The organism is Siphonobacter aquaeclarae (genome assembly GCF_900103285.1).
Classification (GTDB): Bacteria; Bacteroidota; Bacteroidia; order Cytophagales; family Spirosomataceae; genus Siphonobacter; species Siphonobacter aquaeclarae.
The window spans coordinates 787,393-801,352 of record NZ_FNGS01000002.1; the positions used below are offsets into that span (position 1 = coordinate 787,393).

The 13,960-nt window shown below is 54.6% G+C and carries 12 protein-coding genes; 5 read left to right on the forward strand and 7 right to left on the reverse strand.

Going from position 1 to position 13,960, the window contains the following annotated elements:
* The first annotated feature begins 113 nt into the window (after positions 1-113).
* Positions 114-1,091, forward strand: coding sequence for an RluA family pseudouridine synthase (locus BLR09_RS06810; protein WP_093199431.1), 978 nt, complete (start codon positions 114-116; stop codon positions 1,089-1,091).
* A 6-nt stretch (positions 1,092-1,097) separates the two neighbouring features.
* On the opposite strand, the gene argS is transcribed toward BLR09_RS06810, so the two are convergent.
* Complete coding sequence (gene argS / locus BLR09_RS06815) at positions 1,098-2,879, reverse strand: arginine--tRNA ligase (protein WP_093199732.1); 1,782 nt, start codon at positions 2,877-2,879, stop codon at positions 1,098-1,100.
* A gap of 303 nt (positions 2,880-3,182) precedes the next feature.
* Between argS and BLR09_RS06820 the strand changes: the two genes are divergently transcribed.
* Complete coding sequence (locus BLR09_RS06820) at positions 3,183-4,415, forward strand: hypothetical protein (protein ID WP_093199434.1); 1,233 nt, start codon at positions 3,183-3,185, stop codon at positions 4,413-4,415.
* A gap of 155 nt (positions 4,416-4,570) precedes the next feature.
* A complete protein-coding gene (locus BLR09_RS06825) occupies positions 4,571-5,794 on the forward strand; it encodes a hypothetical protein (RefSeq protein WP_143011043.1) in 1,224 nt (407 codons plus the stop codon).
* 30 nt (positions 5,795-5,824) lie between these two features.
* Here the strand turns inward: BLR09_RS06825 and BLR09_RS06830 are convergent, their stop codons facing one another.
* From BLR09_RS06830 to aroQ, 3 genes are read right to left on the reverse strand one after another with little or no spacing between them, the layout of a single operon-like run.
* The gene (locus BLR09_RS06830) at positions 5,825-6,397 is read right to left on the reverse strand and encodes a MarC family protein (RefSeq protein ID WP_093199439.1); all 573 of its coding nucleotides are present in this window, start codon (positions 6,395-6,397) and stop codon (positions 5,825-5,827) included.
* Positions 6,397-7,443, reverse strand: coding sequence for an aminotransferase class V-fold PLP-dependent enzyme (locus tag BLR09_RS06835; RefSeq protein ID WP_093199441.1), 1,047 nt, complete (start codon positions 7,441-7,443; stop codon positions 6,397-6,399). Before BLR09_RS06835 ends, BLR09_RS06830 begins: the two co-directional genes overlap by 1 nt.
* A gap of 51 nt (positions 7,444-7,494) precedes the next feature.
* Positions 7,495-7,914, reverse strand: coding sequence for a type II 3-dehydroquinate dehydratase (gene aroQ, locus BLR09_RS06840; protein ID WP_218126617.1), 420 nt, complete (start codon positions 7,912-7,914; stop codon positions 7,495-7,497).
* A gap of 72 nt (positions 7,915-7,986) precedes the next feature.
* Here aroQ and xerD point away from each other — a divergent pair, with 72 nt between their 5' ends.
* The gene (xerD, locus tag BLR09_RS06845) at positions 7,987-8,898 is read left to right on the forward strand and encodes a site-specific tyrosine recombinase XerD (protein WP_093199446.1); all 912 of its coding nucleotides are present in this window, start codon (positions 7,987-7,989) and stop codon (positions 8,896-8,898) included.
* Positions 8,899-9,041: 143 nt separating this feature from the next.
* On the opposite strand, the gene BLR09_RS06850 is transcribed toward xerD, so the two are convergent.
* Positions 9,042-9,950, reverse strand: a complete 909-nt coding sequence (locus BLR09_RS06850) for a DUF1338 domain-containing protein (RefSeq protein WP_093199448.1) — start codon at positions 9,948-9,950, stop codon at positions 9,042-9,044.
* A gap of 107 nt (positions 9,951-10,057) precedes the next feature.
* Between BLR09_RS06850 and BLR09_RS06855 the strand changes: the two genes are divergently transcribed.
* Positions 10,058-10,711 (forward strand): AlbA family DNA-binding domain-containing protein, encoded by a 654-nt coding sequence (locus BLR09_RS06855; protein ID WP_093199450.1) that lies wholly within the window; start codon positions 10,058-10,060, stop codon positions 10,709-10,711.
* On the opposite strand, the gene BLR09_RS06860 is transcribed toward BLR09_RS06855, so the two are convergent.
* Together BLR09_RS06860 and BLR09_RS06870 are read right to left on the reverse strand one after the other, a co-directional pair.
* Positions 10,704-11,288, reverse strand: a complete 585-nt coding sequence (locus BLR09_RS06860) for a DUF4142 domain-containing protein (protein WP_093199452.1) — start codon at positions 11,286-11,288, stop codon at positions 10,704-10,706. The two genes, BLR09_RS06855 and BLR09_RS06860, sit on opposite strands and share 8 nt — an antisense overlap.
* Before the next feature lie 244 nt (positions 11,289-11,532).
* Positions 11,533-13,938 carry a 3-hydroxyacyl-CoA dehydrogenase/enoyl-CoA hydratase family protein gene (locus BLR09_RS06870; RefSeq protein WP_093199457.1) on the reverse strand — a complete coding sequence of 802 codons (2,406 nt, stop codon included), beginning with the start codon at positions 13,936-13,938 and terminating at the stop codon, positions 11,533-11,535.
* Positions 13,939-13,960: the final 22 nt, after the last annotated feature.

The window sequence follows — 13,960 nt, forward strand, 5'->3', positions numbered from 1 at the left end:
ACTGCAATATACAACCCGTTCATCAGCCAAAACATTCCGGCGCCGGGACGTTTAATCGAATCTTTAACTTTCTTTCTTCCTACCTTTGCTTTCTTTTCCGCAATACTCCGCGCATGGCGAATCCCAAATACGATAACAAAGAAAACTCCCGGTTTCCGGTCAGGGAAGCTACTGAACTGGCAACGTTTCTGCTTGCCCAGTTTCCGGCCAAAAACCGAAACAATATCAAGTCCCTTCTCCGCAACAAGCAGGTGTTTGTCGGCGGAAAGATTGTTTTTCAGTACAATCACCCCCTCCAGCCGGGCGATGAGGTGACGGTTCGCTGGAACCGCCTGCCCGACGCCCAGCAATACCCCGGCATTCAGATTGTCTTTGAAGATGAGCACCTGATCGTAATCGAGAAGGCGGACGGCGTGCTGTCCATCGCGACTGAAAAAGAGAAACGGAACACCGCGTACAGCATTCTCAGTGAACACGTCAAGAAACAGCACGCGGATAACAAGATTTTCATTATTCACCGGCTCGACCGCGAAACGTCCGGGCTGATGATGTTTGCCAAAAGCGAGGAAATCCAGAAAAAAGTACAGGAAAGCTGGCAATCCACTACCAAGGAGCGGGTTTACCTGGCTGTTATTCAGGGACAACTGGCACAGCCCGACGGCGTCATTTCTTCTTACCTCGTCGAAAGCCCCAAATCGATGATGGTGTATTCGTCCCAGAATCCGAAAAACGGGCAGAAGGCGGTTACCTATTACGAAACGCTGAAAACCAGCAAAGGCTTTTCTCTTCTGAAAGTCCGCCTCGAAACCGGCCGGAAAAACCAGGTCCGGGTACACATGCAGTCGATCGGGCATCCGCTCGTCGGCGACAAAAAATACGGCTCCGAGATCAATCCGCTCCGGCGGCTGGGCCTGCATGCCTGGATTCTGGCCTTTCAGCACCCGGTGACGGGCGAGGCGCTGCATTTCGAAACGTCAATCCCCGGCAAATTTGCCGCGCTGTTTGGCGGTAAGAAAACAGACGGTCAAACGAAGAGCGCCGGCCGGCCCGGCGCATCACGCTCCGCAGCCAACCGGCGCTCCTCTCATTGATACTTGCTACATACGTTCCGGAACGGTGACGCCGAGAAGCCCCATGGCTCTCCGGATCACCTCCGCGACTTTTTGCGACAGGGCTACCCGGAACTGCTTCAGGGCCGGGTCTTCCTCCGCAAAAATCGGTACCTCGCTGAAGAACTGGCTGTAGGTCTTGGCCAGGTCGTAGGCATACTGCGCGATCAGGGAAGGGCTGTATTGTGCGGCGGCGTCTTCTACCCGCAGCGGGAACTGGCTTAGCGTAAAGATCAGGTCTCGCTCAGCCGGCTGCAGGGCAGCGGAAGCCGGTGCGGCAGGTTCGACGCCCAGCTGCGCAGCTTTCCGGAGAATGGAGCAGATACGCGCGTGGTTGTATTGGATATACGGACCGGTATTACCCTGAAAATCAACACTTTCTTGCGGATTAAAGAGCATACGCTTCTTCGGATCCACTTTCAGGAGGAAGTACTTCAGCGCGCCCATTGCCAGGTTATGGTACAGCGCGTCGGCTTCTTCTGTGGTAAACCCGTCGATTTTGCCGAGCTCACGGGTCATGGCCTCGGCGGTTTCCTTCATTTCCTGCATGAGGTCGTCGGCGTCGACAACGGTACCTTCCCGGGATTTCATCTTGCCTGACGGCAGATCGACCATCCCGTAGCTGAGGTGGTACAATCCGGCGGCATAGGGCCGGCCGAGTTTCTGCATGATCAGGAAGAGTACCTTGAAGTGGTAATCCTGCTCATTCCCAACGACATATACCGATTTTTGCATCGGAAAATCGTGCGCTTTCAGATCGGCCAGACCGAGATCCTGGGTCATGTATACGGACGTACCGTTGGAGCGGAGGACGAGTTTCTCGTCAAGGCCGTCGGCCGTCAGGTCAATCCATACCGAGTTGTCCGGCCGACGGTAGAATACCCCTTTCTCCAGCCCTTCCTCGATGATATCCTTCCCCAGCAGGTAGGTGTCTGATTCGTAATAAATCTTGTCGAAGTTGACACCCATCCGGCGATAGGTTTCGTCAAAACCGGCGTACACCCAGTTGTTCATGGTATTCCAGAGCGCCAATACTTCAGGGTCGCCCTGCTCCCACTGAATGAGCATCGCTTCGGCTTCCTTCATCAGGGGCGCTTCCTTTTCGGCTTTTTCCTTCTCCATGCCGGCAGCGACGAGCTCGCTGACCTGCTCTTTATAAGCCTTGTCGAACGCGACGTAGTACTTTCCGGCGAGGTGGTCGCCTTTGATACCGCTGGATTCGGGTGTTTCTCCATGCCCGAACAGGCGGTATGCAAGCATGGATTTGCAGATGTGAATACCGCGGTTGTTGATCACGTTGGTCTTCATCACCTCATACCCGCTCATTTTCAGGATTTCCGCGACAGAATAGCCGAGGAAATTATTCCGGAGGTGTCCGAGGTGAAGGGGTTTGTTCGTATTGGGCGACGAATACTCAACCATTACCTTGACGTCCTTCGCCGCACCCTGACCGAACTGTTCATCGTTCAGAATACCGGCAAACAGTTCCAGCCAGATTTCATCGGCAATACTCAGGTTGAGAAAGCCCTGCACGACGTTGAAGGCGGAGACCGCCGGAACATGCGCCGTCAGGTATTCACCGAGCTTCGTACCGATTTCAACCGGGCTCTTTTTCAGTTGTTTGGCGTAGGGAAAGCAAACGAACGTATAAAAACCTTCGAACTCTTTTTTGGTCGGCTGAAGGAGGAGCTCAGCCGGAGAGATTTCAATACCGAACTCCTGCTGGAGCGCGGCGGCCAGTCCGGCCTGTATCTGTTCCGTAAGATTCATAGACAACGAATAATCGGCAAAAGTACGGGTTTTCGGTGGTAGGTGGAGGGTTTTCGGTTTGGGGTTTTCAGTTTTCAGCCGCAATTCGCCCGGAAATGCATGGCATCGCTCCCTATACCTGGTACGGCAGCCGCGGGCTACCTGCGGAGACCGGTTTTCACGGGCCGGGCCCATAAAACAGAGAAGCTTGCTATACTTCCACTCTCAAAGTCTATATACTATTTGTTAAAAATTGTTACATATTCGCCGAAATATACCCAATCTATTACCTTGTTTCTATTCGCAATCATCCAACCCAATCGCATGAAAAAGCCCTTACTCTCCACGTTATTCGTGCTTGCCTCTTTGGCTGCATCGGCCCAGATTTCTTCGGGTACCCGCCTGCGGGAAGTCAGCGGCGTGTTCGATCATCAGTTGTTTTTTTACAAGGGCGGCTACCGGACTGCACAGATCAACGTCATACCCCGGTTTACCTGGGGAAAAGCGGTGAAAGACAACACCTTCCGCGGTTGGTACCTGGCTCCGGGTGTCATTTTTTTTGATCAGGGAGCAGGGCGCGACGGCCGCGAAACGTATTGGACACCTTCCCTGTCAGGAGGGTACTTCAGCCGGCGGTACCTGCGGGTAGCCGACGGCCTCCACGTCTTCGGGCAGGGGCAAATCGGAGGAACAGCGGCGGTCTTGCTGGGTTCGAAGGCATCCAACCCTGCGGAACAGTTGTATCAGTTGTCTGCGTCGGCATCTGTAGGCGTTACGTACCTGACGAAGACCAACTGGGGACTGACTTTTGGAGCAGGTCTCGTCAACCTCTCGCTCGACTACCAGCGTCTTCCCCACAACACCGCCAATACCACGCTGCGGCTCAACGGCAGCCTCAGCGCCTCTTCGCTCAGCGTAGGCGTAACCCGTTTTATCGGAGGCGACCAGGCGCCGACAAGCGTATTCACGCCGAAGAATGAAAGTATTTACCAGACCGGGCAGCGATTCCTGGGTGGCGACGTTAACGTAGCTGCTCCTTTCGACAACAGCGCCACTTCGGCTTCCGTCGGCTTTTCCCGGATGAAATTCAAAACGTCCCGTACGGCTACAGGTTATCGGGTCCTGGCGCGTTTTAATGTCCTGGATCAGAGCCTCGGATCAAACATTGCCCGCACACGCCGCTGGGGAGTCGGTTTCGCGCTTGCCAGGGAAAATTACCTGCCTTTGGGATCGAAACTTTCTTTATTCGCGCAAACTCAGCTGATTTTCGGGTACTACGGAGAAAGTCAGAAAGTGCCGACCAGGAATAACGTAGAGTCGCATGGTATTTCTTTCCTCCCCACCCTTTCTCCGGGTATACAGTATCAGGTATCTGATAGATGGGCAATCGCTGCGACCGTTGGCCAGCTTTTGCTTGGAGAAGCAAGTGTCGAGTTGCGTAAACAATACCTGCAGGGAGAAATCAATTCGAATACATTCATCCCTACCGCCTCTTTCTCCCCCACTTACCGAATTACGAACTCCGGCGTTTCGCTCCGGTATTTCCCGGGCAGGTAGTCAATCCCGTGTTTTCAGCCCTGTTTTCCGGCATTTTCCGGAAGACGGGGCTGGTGTTTTTACGACGTTGCGGCATAGGTTTTCCAACGCTGCCGGATATGAAGTTGTTTTTTACTGGTCAGGCTGCCTATTTTGTGCGGGACAACCTGAACCGCATGAAATACTTTCTCCCCCTTCTGACCTTCTTTTTGACTGCCGCGTCGCTGTCGGCGCAAACGTTGCAGGGCAACCGGTTTCACAGTCTTTCCGGCAACCTGTCCATCGCCCTGAATACCACAGAGTCGAGCCTGACGCCTCAATCAAAGTACCAGACCTATAACCTCGGCCTGCAATACGTCCGCGGGAAATTCATCCGCGATAATCTGGCGCAGGGTTTTGGAATTGATCTCGGCGTGGGGCATATCCGCATTCCGGCGACGGATTATTCGATGATGTCACCCTCGGTATCAGGCTATTACCTCATTCGCAAGTACATTGCTCCGTCGGAACGGGTGCGGGTCTTCGGTCAACTCAAGGCCGGGCTTACCTACAATCCTCAGCTATACGACGGAAAAATCGAAACCAATATTTTCGGCGCCAGCGGAACGGCGGCGCTCGGCCTGACCTATTTCTACCGGAAAAACTGGGCGCTCGAAGCCCTGGCAAACGTCGCAAGCCTGTCTGTCACCCACTCCCGGCAACAGGGAGAAAAGGTATCGACCGACGCAGATCTCTCGGGTACGTTTGGCCTGAGCGGATTCCAGATCGGCGTTGCGAAATACTTCGGCTCTTCGTCTTCCTCGTTCGAAGCGCCGCCGAAACAGTCTCTTTACGTCATCGGTCAGCCGTATGTAGCCGCTGACCTGACCGGCTACATCCGCTCGAATGTGACGGATAACAAGGGCTTTTCGCTTGGTGTAACCGCCGCAAGGTTCACCAGCCCGTCGCTGGCGCTGGGTATCGGCGTGTATGGTAACTACGGCAATTCGGAAGATTTCAACAGCGTGAAGTACAGCAACTGGGGTGCGAGTGTCCGCCCCTACGCGGAGCATTACTGGCCGGTGTCGGGAAAATGGACCGTGTGGGTCAATGGCGGCGCATCGCTGGGCTATTCGCAAAACAAGCAGGAAGCGGCGTCGGGAACGACGTTCAACCGGACAACCAGCACCACTTTCTCGCTCAATCCCAACGTCCGGCCGGGTATTCAGTACCAGCTGACACCGCAATGGGCCATTGCCGCAATGGTCGGTATCCTGGATTTCAAAGGCTTCTCGGCGAAGATCGAAGAAGGAACGACGCAGACGTCCTCCACCAAAACCACTACGTACGACATTACCATTACCCCGACCTATACCCTGGGCAATTCAGGCTTGTCGCTCCGGTATTTTCCGGGAAGGTAATACGAAAAACGGGGGCCGAGCCCCCGTTTTTCATACTCCCAGATTCGTCCGGAAGAGCTTGATGGCGATGGCAAGCAGGATAACCCCGAAAATTTTTTCCAGAATACCCGTCCCCGCCGCACCGATCTTTTTCTCAATCCACTGCGACGATTTCAGCACCAGAAAAATCAGCCCGAGGTTGACAAGAATACCCATCAGGATATTGATTTCGTCGTACTGGGCTTTGAGCGAAAGGATGGTCGTCATGGTACCCGCCCCTGCGATAATCGGAAATGCCAGGGGTACGATCGACGCGGCCTTCGGTTGTATATCCGTGTTTTTGAAGATATTCCGGCCGAGGGTCATCTCAAGACCGATGAGGAAGATGATCAGGGCGCCGGCCACGGCAAACGACTGCACATCTACCCCGAACAGGCTCAGAATCGACTTTCCGATGTAGAGAAAGGCGATCATGATTCCTCCGGCGACGAGCGTCGTCGTTGCAGCATGGATATCTCCTGTTTTCTTCCGGATATCGAGGACAATCGGTATCGCCCCCAGGATGTCGATTACGGAAAAGAGAACCAGCGTCACAGACAAAACTTCTTTCAGGTCAAAATGCATCAGGCAAAGGCGGTTATCAGTCGATAAAGTTCAGTAAAATCAGTATCCTGCAAAGCAGGAAAATTCGCAATGCGGAAGGTGGATTCCTTCCAGTTGCCGTACCCGTTTCCAACCAGCACGCCACGTTCGGCGGCAAATTGCTTCCAGTCGCGGATACGATTGGTATCTCCGGCAATCGTCAACACCGTATCCGACCGCACGGCTGCCGACGGCGTCAGCAGCTGCCAGTCGGGCTGCTGACCAAAGAAATGGTACAGCTCCCGGGCCCGCAGCCGGATCTTCGTGTCTGTTTCCGTGATGACGGGTACTGTTTCCAATACCCGTTTCAGCAGGTACATTCCGAGTACATTGGGCGTATATGGCGTCTGGAATTTCCGAAAGTTTTCGTCGATAAACACCAGACTATTGTAATGATTCCGCTCATTCAGCTCCTGTGCCCGGGCGATAGCGGCGGGAGAACAGATGAGAACGGCCATTCCGGCCGGCAATCCGAAGCATTTCTGCACAGAGGCATACCAGATATCGCCGAGCGACCAGTCGAAGGCGATACCGGCCATCGACGACGTCGCATCCACAGCAATCAATCCCGGTACCTGCTCCCGCAGCTGCCGGAGTACCGGCATGGATACCTGAGTACCGTTGGAGGTTTCGTTCTGCGTGATGCAGAGTACATCCGTCGCCAGTTCCTGCAACGCCAGTTCTCCTTCCGGCGAAAACGGAACTTCGGTTACCTCTACTCCCAGTTTCCGGGCATATTCTGCCCATTTCTGGCCGAACGCACCATTGTACGCGTGGACGGCGGATTTCCGGACAAGGGACTGCGCGATGATTTCCCAGCATTCCGTGGCCGAGGAGACAAAGGCGATATGATAGTCTGCCGGTACCAGCAGCTTTTCCCGCAGTAATCCAAACGTTGCTTCCACCAGCTCCATCGCCGGCGCACTGCGGTGGTTGACGCTGAGAATACCCGAGTCGTACGCATCCGTCAGAAACGTCCGTACCTGCGGGTATACCTGCGAGGGCCCGGGATAAAAAGAAATAGTCATGGGTCTATCAGGTATTCTGCTCCGACAACCGGAGACTTCCTGAAAAAGTGCCTATGCGAGCAGCGCCCGTACCGCCAGTTCATATCCTTTCAGTCCCAGGCCGACGAGGATACCCGCCGCTTTGGCGCTGATGTAGCTATGATGCCGGTACGGCTCCCGGGCATGTACGTTGGAAATATGCACTTCAATGACCGGAGTTTTGATACCGGAAATGGCGTCTCCTATCGCAATGCTTGTATGCGTATAGGCTCCGGCGTTCAAAACAATCCCATCCCAGGAGAACCCGACTTCGTGTAATTTATCGAGGATAGCCCCTTCGTGATTGGATTGGAAATAGGTCAGTTCAGCTTCCGGAAAGAGCGGTTTGAGGGTCTCGAAATAGTCTTCAAACGTCTGGGAGCCATATATTTCGGGCTCGCGCCGCCCCAGGAGATTCAGGTTGGGGCCGTTGAGGATAAGGATGCGCTTCACCGGTCTGTCGGGTTTCAGGTTAATTGGAGTGAACGATTCAGGTTTGTACTTTTGATCGTTAAAGGTAATCCAATGCACTGGCAAAGCTATCTGAAAAACTTCAAATCTTATCTGACGCTGGAGCGTTCGCTGTCGGGTCATTCGGTCGAAGCCTACCTCCACGACGTCCAGAAGCTGGTGCAATACCTCGAACTCTCCGGCCAGCCGAATGTGACGCCGGAAACGGTCACCGACGTCCATCTGCTTGACTTTCTCTATTACCTCGGCGAACTCGGCATCGCCGCCAGTTCGCAGGCGCGGGTACTCTCGGGACTGAAGTCTTTCTTCCGTTTTCTGATGCTGGAACAGGCGATCGGCCAGGACCCTGCCGCCCTGATCGAGTCGCCCCGCCTGGGCCGTAAACTGCCGGATACGCTGAGTTTTCCGGAAGTGGAACAGCTCCTCGCCGGAATCGACCTCTCCACGCCGGAGGGGACCCGTAACCGGGCTATTCTGGAAGTTCTCTATGGCTGCGGTCTGCGGGTATCGGAGCTGACAGATCTCAAAGTCAGCGAATTATATTTCGACATTGGCTTTATCCGGGTATTCGGGAAAGGCGGCAAAACACGGCTGATTCCCATCGGCCGCGACGCCATCAAATACACCCAGATTTACGTTGAGGAAATCCGCCGCCATCAGACCATCCAGAAAGGCTCGGAAGATATCCTGTTTCTCAATCGCCGGGGAAAGCAGCTCACCCGTACCATGATCTTCCTGATTATCAAAGACCTGGCCGCCAAAATACGGCTGCAGAAGAACATCTCGCCGCACACCTTCCGACACAGCTTCGCCACGCACCTGATTGAAGGCGGGGCTGACCTCCGCGCCGTGCAGGAAATGCTCGGCCATGAATCCATCACCACCACCGAAATCTATACCCACCTCGACCGGGATTACCTGAAGTCGGTGATGGTGGAGTTTCATCCGAGGGGGAAGGGGAGGTAGTTTCGGTCTTCAGTTTTCGGTTTTCGGTTTTGCATCACAGCCGTGTTTCGGAGGCCAATTATTTGATCGAAAACAACTAAAGGCCCGGAATGGAATCTCTCCAGTCCGGGCCCAACAGAAAACTGTAAACCGAGAATCACCGCCTACCCCCGCTTCGTCATCTCAAACAAATTCGTCGCCTGCTCCCCTAGGAAGCCGTCGAACCAGGCGCCCTGGTATTCGCCGCGCTCGGCAAGTTCGTAGTAGGCATAGCTCCAGTCGAGGGTACCCGTGCTGCCGTCGGCCTCGGTAACCGCGCAGGGTTCGTCAATCGCCTGGGTAGACGACTGGCGCAGCTTGCTGCCCGGCTCTCCTTCAATATGGGGTTTCATCGGCACGCCGGCCGCCGCGAGTCCGGCGACGGTCGCTTCGATATCCGGCCATTCCGGCACATTCTGGTAGTTGATGTACGCGGTGAAGTGGTTGACGGAATTGCCGTGCAGCAAGGTCCAGGCAGCAAACTGCGAAACCTGATTGATGGCAAGAACCGCCTCCCGCCCAGGGGGCGACCACGGCCGGGCAAAGAACCGGAACAACGCTTCGGCCAGTCCTTCTGCCTTTTCGGCCGGAAGGGCGCCGTTGGCTTTCAGCTCGGACAGTCGTTCGCGGATTTCCGGAGAAAGCAGGTCGGCGGCATCTGCCACCGCTTCGTTAATCAACTGCTGCGTATCTTCCGGCAGTTCGCTCACTTCGAGCTGGGTGACAAAGAATTTGGGAAAAAGGCGCTCCGTCGGATGCTGGTAGTGCCAGGAATTCAGGTGTTTGGACGGAAACGCATACGGGCTTATCTTCTCATACCCAAGGCATTCGAGCAGGTATCCGATGGCTTCGAAGCCCGGCGTCTGCTGCCCGGTACGCGTATGAAAGGTACGGAAGGCACAGTGGTCGTTGACAACCGTTCCGCCCTTTTCGGTAACGAGACGAACGTATTCATGTGCGTAACTGACCCGTTCGACGTAATTTTGCCAGAGCAAATCAAGCAATTGACTGGTGATCGTTTGTTGAGAAAGCATAGTATTCGCCGTTTTCGGTGAATGAAAGAAATGGGTATCACCAAATGTAGAAGGATTTTCAGATAACGGGAAGTACCGGCCGGCCGACTTCCCGAGTGGTAACAGATATGGAAAGTGAAAGCGGTTTTCCCGAACTTCAGGAGTTGTTGGCGCGTCCCGAAAGTGTGACGCTGGAATTCAAACGGGAGGCAGAGTCGCCCATACCGATAGCCAAAATTTTGTCTGCCTTTGCCAATACCTCCGGCGGGTGGTTGGTACTGGGCATAGCGGACGACAAAAGCCTCCGCGGCATCGCCTCTGAAAAAGACACTATGCAGGTACTCGAAGCGGCTTCGGATCACCTCATTGAGCCGCCCCTGCTGGTCCGTTTCAAGACTATTGTCGAACACGAGCGGACGATCCTTCTCGTCCGGGTAGACGAAAGTCCGGAAAAGCCGCACAAGGCGCGGAATAACCGGGGAGACTGGGTTACCTATGTCCGGACAAAAGACAAGTCGGTACCTGCCGGCCCGGCAGCCGGCAAGTGGCTTCGTCAGGAGCAGCCTGCCGACGACGACCTGGTACAGAGCTACCCCGTTCGCCGTCTGCTCGAATACCTTCAAAAAAATGAGCGAATTACCGCGAGGCAATTCGCTCAACTGGTCAACATGTCCGAATACCGGGCATCGAAACTGCTTCAGCTACTGAGTCGGCAGGGTACCCTCCTGCAACTGGAAAACCAGCGGCCGAAGGGCTATGTGTTGCGAAAGGCTCCTATTTGAGGGAGCTTTTCAGCTGCTTGACGTGGTTCAGGTGCTCTTGTACTTTTCCCGAAACATCGGTCGCAAAGTTCTTCAGATCGGGATCTTTGGCATCCTGAGCGGCCTTATTGAAGAGTTTGAGGTCTTCTTCGTGGTCGTCGACCATCAGGTTGATGTACTTCTTGTCAAATTCCTTTCCGGAGAGTTTGCTGAGTTCATCGAAATGCTTCTGGCCGCTTTCGTCCAGCCGGCCCGGAAGGATGATACTCTTTGCGTCGGCGATAGCCTTCAGCTTGTCGTTCGCCTGGGTATGGTCCTTCTCCATCATGGCGCCAAATTCTTTGACTTTGGCGGAGGCTGACTTTTGCTGAGCCAGTTTTCCCAGTTCTACTTCGAGCAATCCGCCCGCAGATGCCTTCATGGCAAAGTCGGCGTCGTTCTGGTCTACCGTCGCCAGTGTGTCATTGGCCTCGCTGGCGGCGTCGGTGGCCGCTTCGGCCTGCTCAGCGTTTTCTTTTTCGCTCTTGGTTCGTTCGTTGCACGCCTGGAAGGCCAGTGCAGATGCAGCAATCAGGAGGAGCATGCTTACTTTTTTCATAGTCGGTGATTTGTTGGCTTCAGACTGGGGAGAAAAAAATCCCGTTCCTCCGGAGAAACAAACCGGCTTCCGCCGCTGTCGTCCTCGAAAAAGGACGGAAACAGAGGAAAAAGTACCGCAAAAAACCCCAGAAACGAGAAGAAGCTGCTCCTGATATCCGGGCAGCTTCTTCCTCTTTTTCTGTGTATTCTGTGCTTTCTGTGAGAAAAAACCAGCTCACAGAAAGCACAGAATACACAGAAGATTAATTCCTCGGCGGTTTCCCTCCCGTCAATAACCCCTGCATCCGTTCCAAGGTCTTTTTCTCACCGCAAAGGCTCAGAAAGGCCTCCCGTTCCAGATCCAGCAGGTATTGCTCCGACACATGCTGCGGATAGCTCAGATCGCCGCCAGAAATTACATAGGCAAGCTTTCTGGCGATTTTCCGGTCGTGGTCCGAGATATACCCTGCCAGCCGCATCTGCGCGATACCGGCTTCAAACAGCGCGATACCCGCCTTTCCCTGTACCTTGATATCCGAACGGGGCTGCGGCTGGGTGTACCCGGCTTCTGCCAGCTCAATGACCGACTCCTTTGCTTCCGCGATCAGGCGGGAGCGGTTGAGGACGATCTTGTCGCCGCGGCGGAGGTAGTTCATTTCAAACGCTTCCTGCGCGGAGGAGGATACCTTCGCCGTGGCGATATTCATGAACGCATTTTGCAGGATATTCAGCTCCGGATCGCCGGTCTGGTACAGATCCGAGCAGCGCGCCGCCAGTTCCTTTGTACCACCTCCGGCCGGTATCACCCCTACGCCTACTTCCACCAGCCCGATGTATGTTTCCGCTGCCGCCACGACGCGGTCGGCATGCAGGGAAATCTCGCACCCGCCGCCCAAAGCCAAAGTATGCGGCGCCACGACCACCGGCACAGACGAGTACCGCACCCGCGTCATGGTTTTCTGGAACTGGGCGATCATCATATTGACCTCGTCCCATTCCTGCTGGATGCTGTACATGAACAACATCGCCAGGTTGGCTCCTGCTGAGAACGCTTCGTGCGAGTCGTTTCCGATCACCAGGCCGCGGTAGTTTTGCTCCGCCAGCGAGATGGCCTTGTGTACCCCTTCGATGACGTTCGGGCCGAACGTATTCATCTTTGAACGGAATTCCAGACCGAGTACACCGTCGCCGAGATCAAAGACCGTGGCTTCCGGGTTACTCCATACTTCATTGGTTTTCCGAAGGTTATCCAGGATAATGAAGGATTCCTGACCGGGAATAGTCTTATAACTTTTCGAGGGCAAGTCGTAAAAGAGACGGCGGCCGTTTTCCACTTTGTAGAAACCGCCGATGCCCGACGCCGCCAGGTCATACACCCACTGGGCCGGCTTTTTACCAAGGCCTTCGATGAGCTCGATACCTGCCTGAAGCCCGATGATATCCCAGGTTTCGAAGAGGCCGAGCTGCCAGCCGAATCCGGCTTTGATGGCTTCGTCGATCCGGAACAGCTCGTCGGAAATCTCGGGAATGCGGTAGGTTACATACCGGAATACATCCCCGAAAGTCTGCCGGTAAAACGCGCCGGCGGTCGATTTATCTGCCAGCGCTACGGCAAACCGTTCTTTCAGCGCCGGTATCTTCTTCAGCTTGTCGATTACCTCCAGCTTTTGCTTCTGGGAAGGCTTGTACTCGAACGTTTTCAGGTCCAGCGCGAGGATAACCGACTTGCCGTTTTCATCTTTGATCTTTTTGTAAAAACCCTGGCCGGTTTTGTCTCCCAGCCATTTGTTCTCCATCAGTTTGTTGATGGACGACGGGAGTAGAAACGCATCCCGGGATTCATCGTCCGTAAGCGACTGATACAGGTTATTCGCTACGTGAACGGTCGTATCCAACCCGACTACGTCCGACAGACGGAACGTTCCGGATTTCGGCCGGCCGACGATATCGGAAGTCAGTTTATCTACTTCCTCGACGGTCATACCCAGCTCTTCCGTTGCCCGGATGCTCTGTACCATCGCATAGATACCCACGCGGTTGGCGATAAACGCCGGCGTATCCTTGCAGAGTACGGTGGATTTGCCGAGGTATAGATCTCCGTAATGCAGCAGGAAATCAATTACCTCCGGGCTCGTCTCGGGCGTCGGAATAATTTCCAGCAGGCGCAGGTACCGGGGCGGGTTGAAGAAGTGCGTTCCGCAGAAATGCTTCCGGAAGTCCTCGCTGCGGCCCTCGGCCATGAGGTGAATCGGAATGCCGGAGGTATTGGAGCTGATGAGCGTACCGGGTTTCCGGAGCGCGTCAACTTTTTCGAAGATCGATTTTTTGATGTCCAGCCGCTCCACTACTACCTCGATGATCCAGTCGTAATCCTTGATTTTCGCGAGATCGTCATCGAAGTTTCCGAGTGTGATCCGGTCGGCAAAAGCCTTGCTGAACAACGGAGCGGGGTTGGCTTTGAGGGTATTCTGAAAGGATTCGGTGACAATCCGGTTGCGGACTGCCTTCGATTCCAGCGTCAGGCCTTTGGCCGTTTCAGCGGCCGTCGGCTCCTTCGGAACGATGTCAAGGAGCAGTACCTGGCAACCGATATTGGCGAAATGGCAGGCGATCCGGGAGCCCATGATGCCGGATCCCAGTACGGCCACTTTTTTGACGGTTCTATTCATTGTCGAGGTTTTTATGAGTTGA

What these genes read in the sequence shown, in the direction of transcription:
- BLR09_RS06810 (WP_093199431.1), top strand. Translation starts at nt 114, where the DNA reads ATGGCGAATCCCAAATACGATAACAAAGAAAACTCCCGGTTTCCGGTC.
- argS (WP_093199732.1), bottom strand. Translation starts at nt 2,879, where the DNA reads ATGAATCTTACGGAACAGATACAGGCCGGACTGGCCGCCGCGCTCCAG.
- BLR09_RS06820 (WP_093199434.1), top strand. Translation starts at nt 3,183, where the DNA reads ATGAAAAAGCCCTTACTCTCCACGTTATTCGTGCTTGCCTCTTTGGCT.
- BLR09_RS06825 (WP_143011043.1), top strand. Translation starts at nt 4,571, where the DNA reads ATGAAATACTTTCTCCCCCTTCTGACCTTCTTTTTGACTGCCGCGTCG.
- BLR09_RS06830 (WP_093199439.1), bottom strand. Translation starts at nt 6,397, where the DNA reads ATGCATTTTGACCTGAAAGAAGTTTTGTCTGTGACGCTGGTTCTCTTT.
- BLR09_RS06835 (WP_093199441.1), bottom strand. Translation starts at nt 7,443, where the DNA reads ATGACTATTTCTTTTTATCCCGGGCCCTCGCAGGTATACCCGCAGGTA.
- xerD (WP_093199446.1), top strand. Translation starts at nt 7,987, where the DNA reads ATGCACTGGCAAAGCTATCTGAAAAACTTCAAATCTTATCTGACGCTG.
- BLR09_RS06850 (WP_093199448.1), bottom strand. Translation starts at nt 9,950, where the DNA reads ATGCTTTCTCAACAAACGATCACCAGTCAATTGCTTGATTTGCTCTGG.
- BLR09_RS06855 (WP_093199450.1), top strand. Translation starts at nt 10,058, where the DNA reads ATGGAAAGTGAAAGCGGTTTTCCCGAACTTCAGGAGTTGTTGGCGCGT.
- BLR09_RS06860 (WP_093199452.1), bottom strand. Translation starts at nt 11,288, where the DNA reads ATGAAAAAAGTAAGCATGCTCCTCCTGATTGCTGCATCTGCACTGGCC.
- BLR09_RS06870 (WP_093199457.1), bottom strand. Translation starts at nt 13,938, where the DNA reads ATGAATAGAACCGTCAAAAAAGTGGCCGTACTGGGATCCGGCATCATG.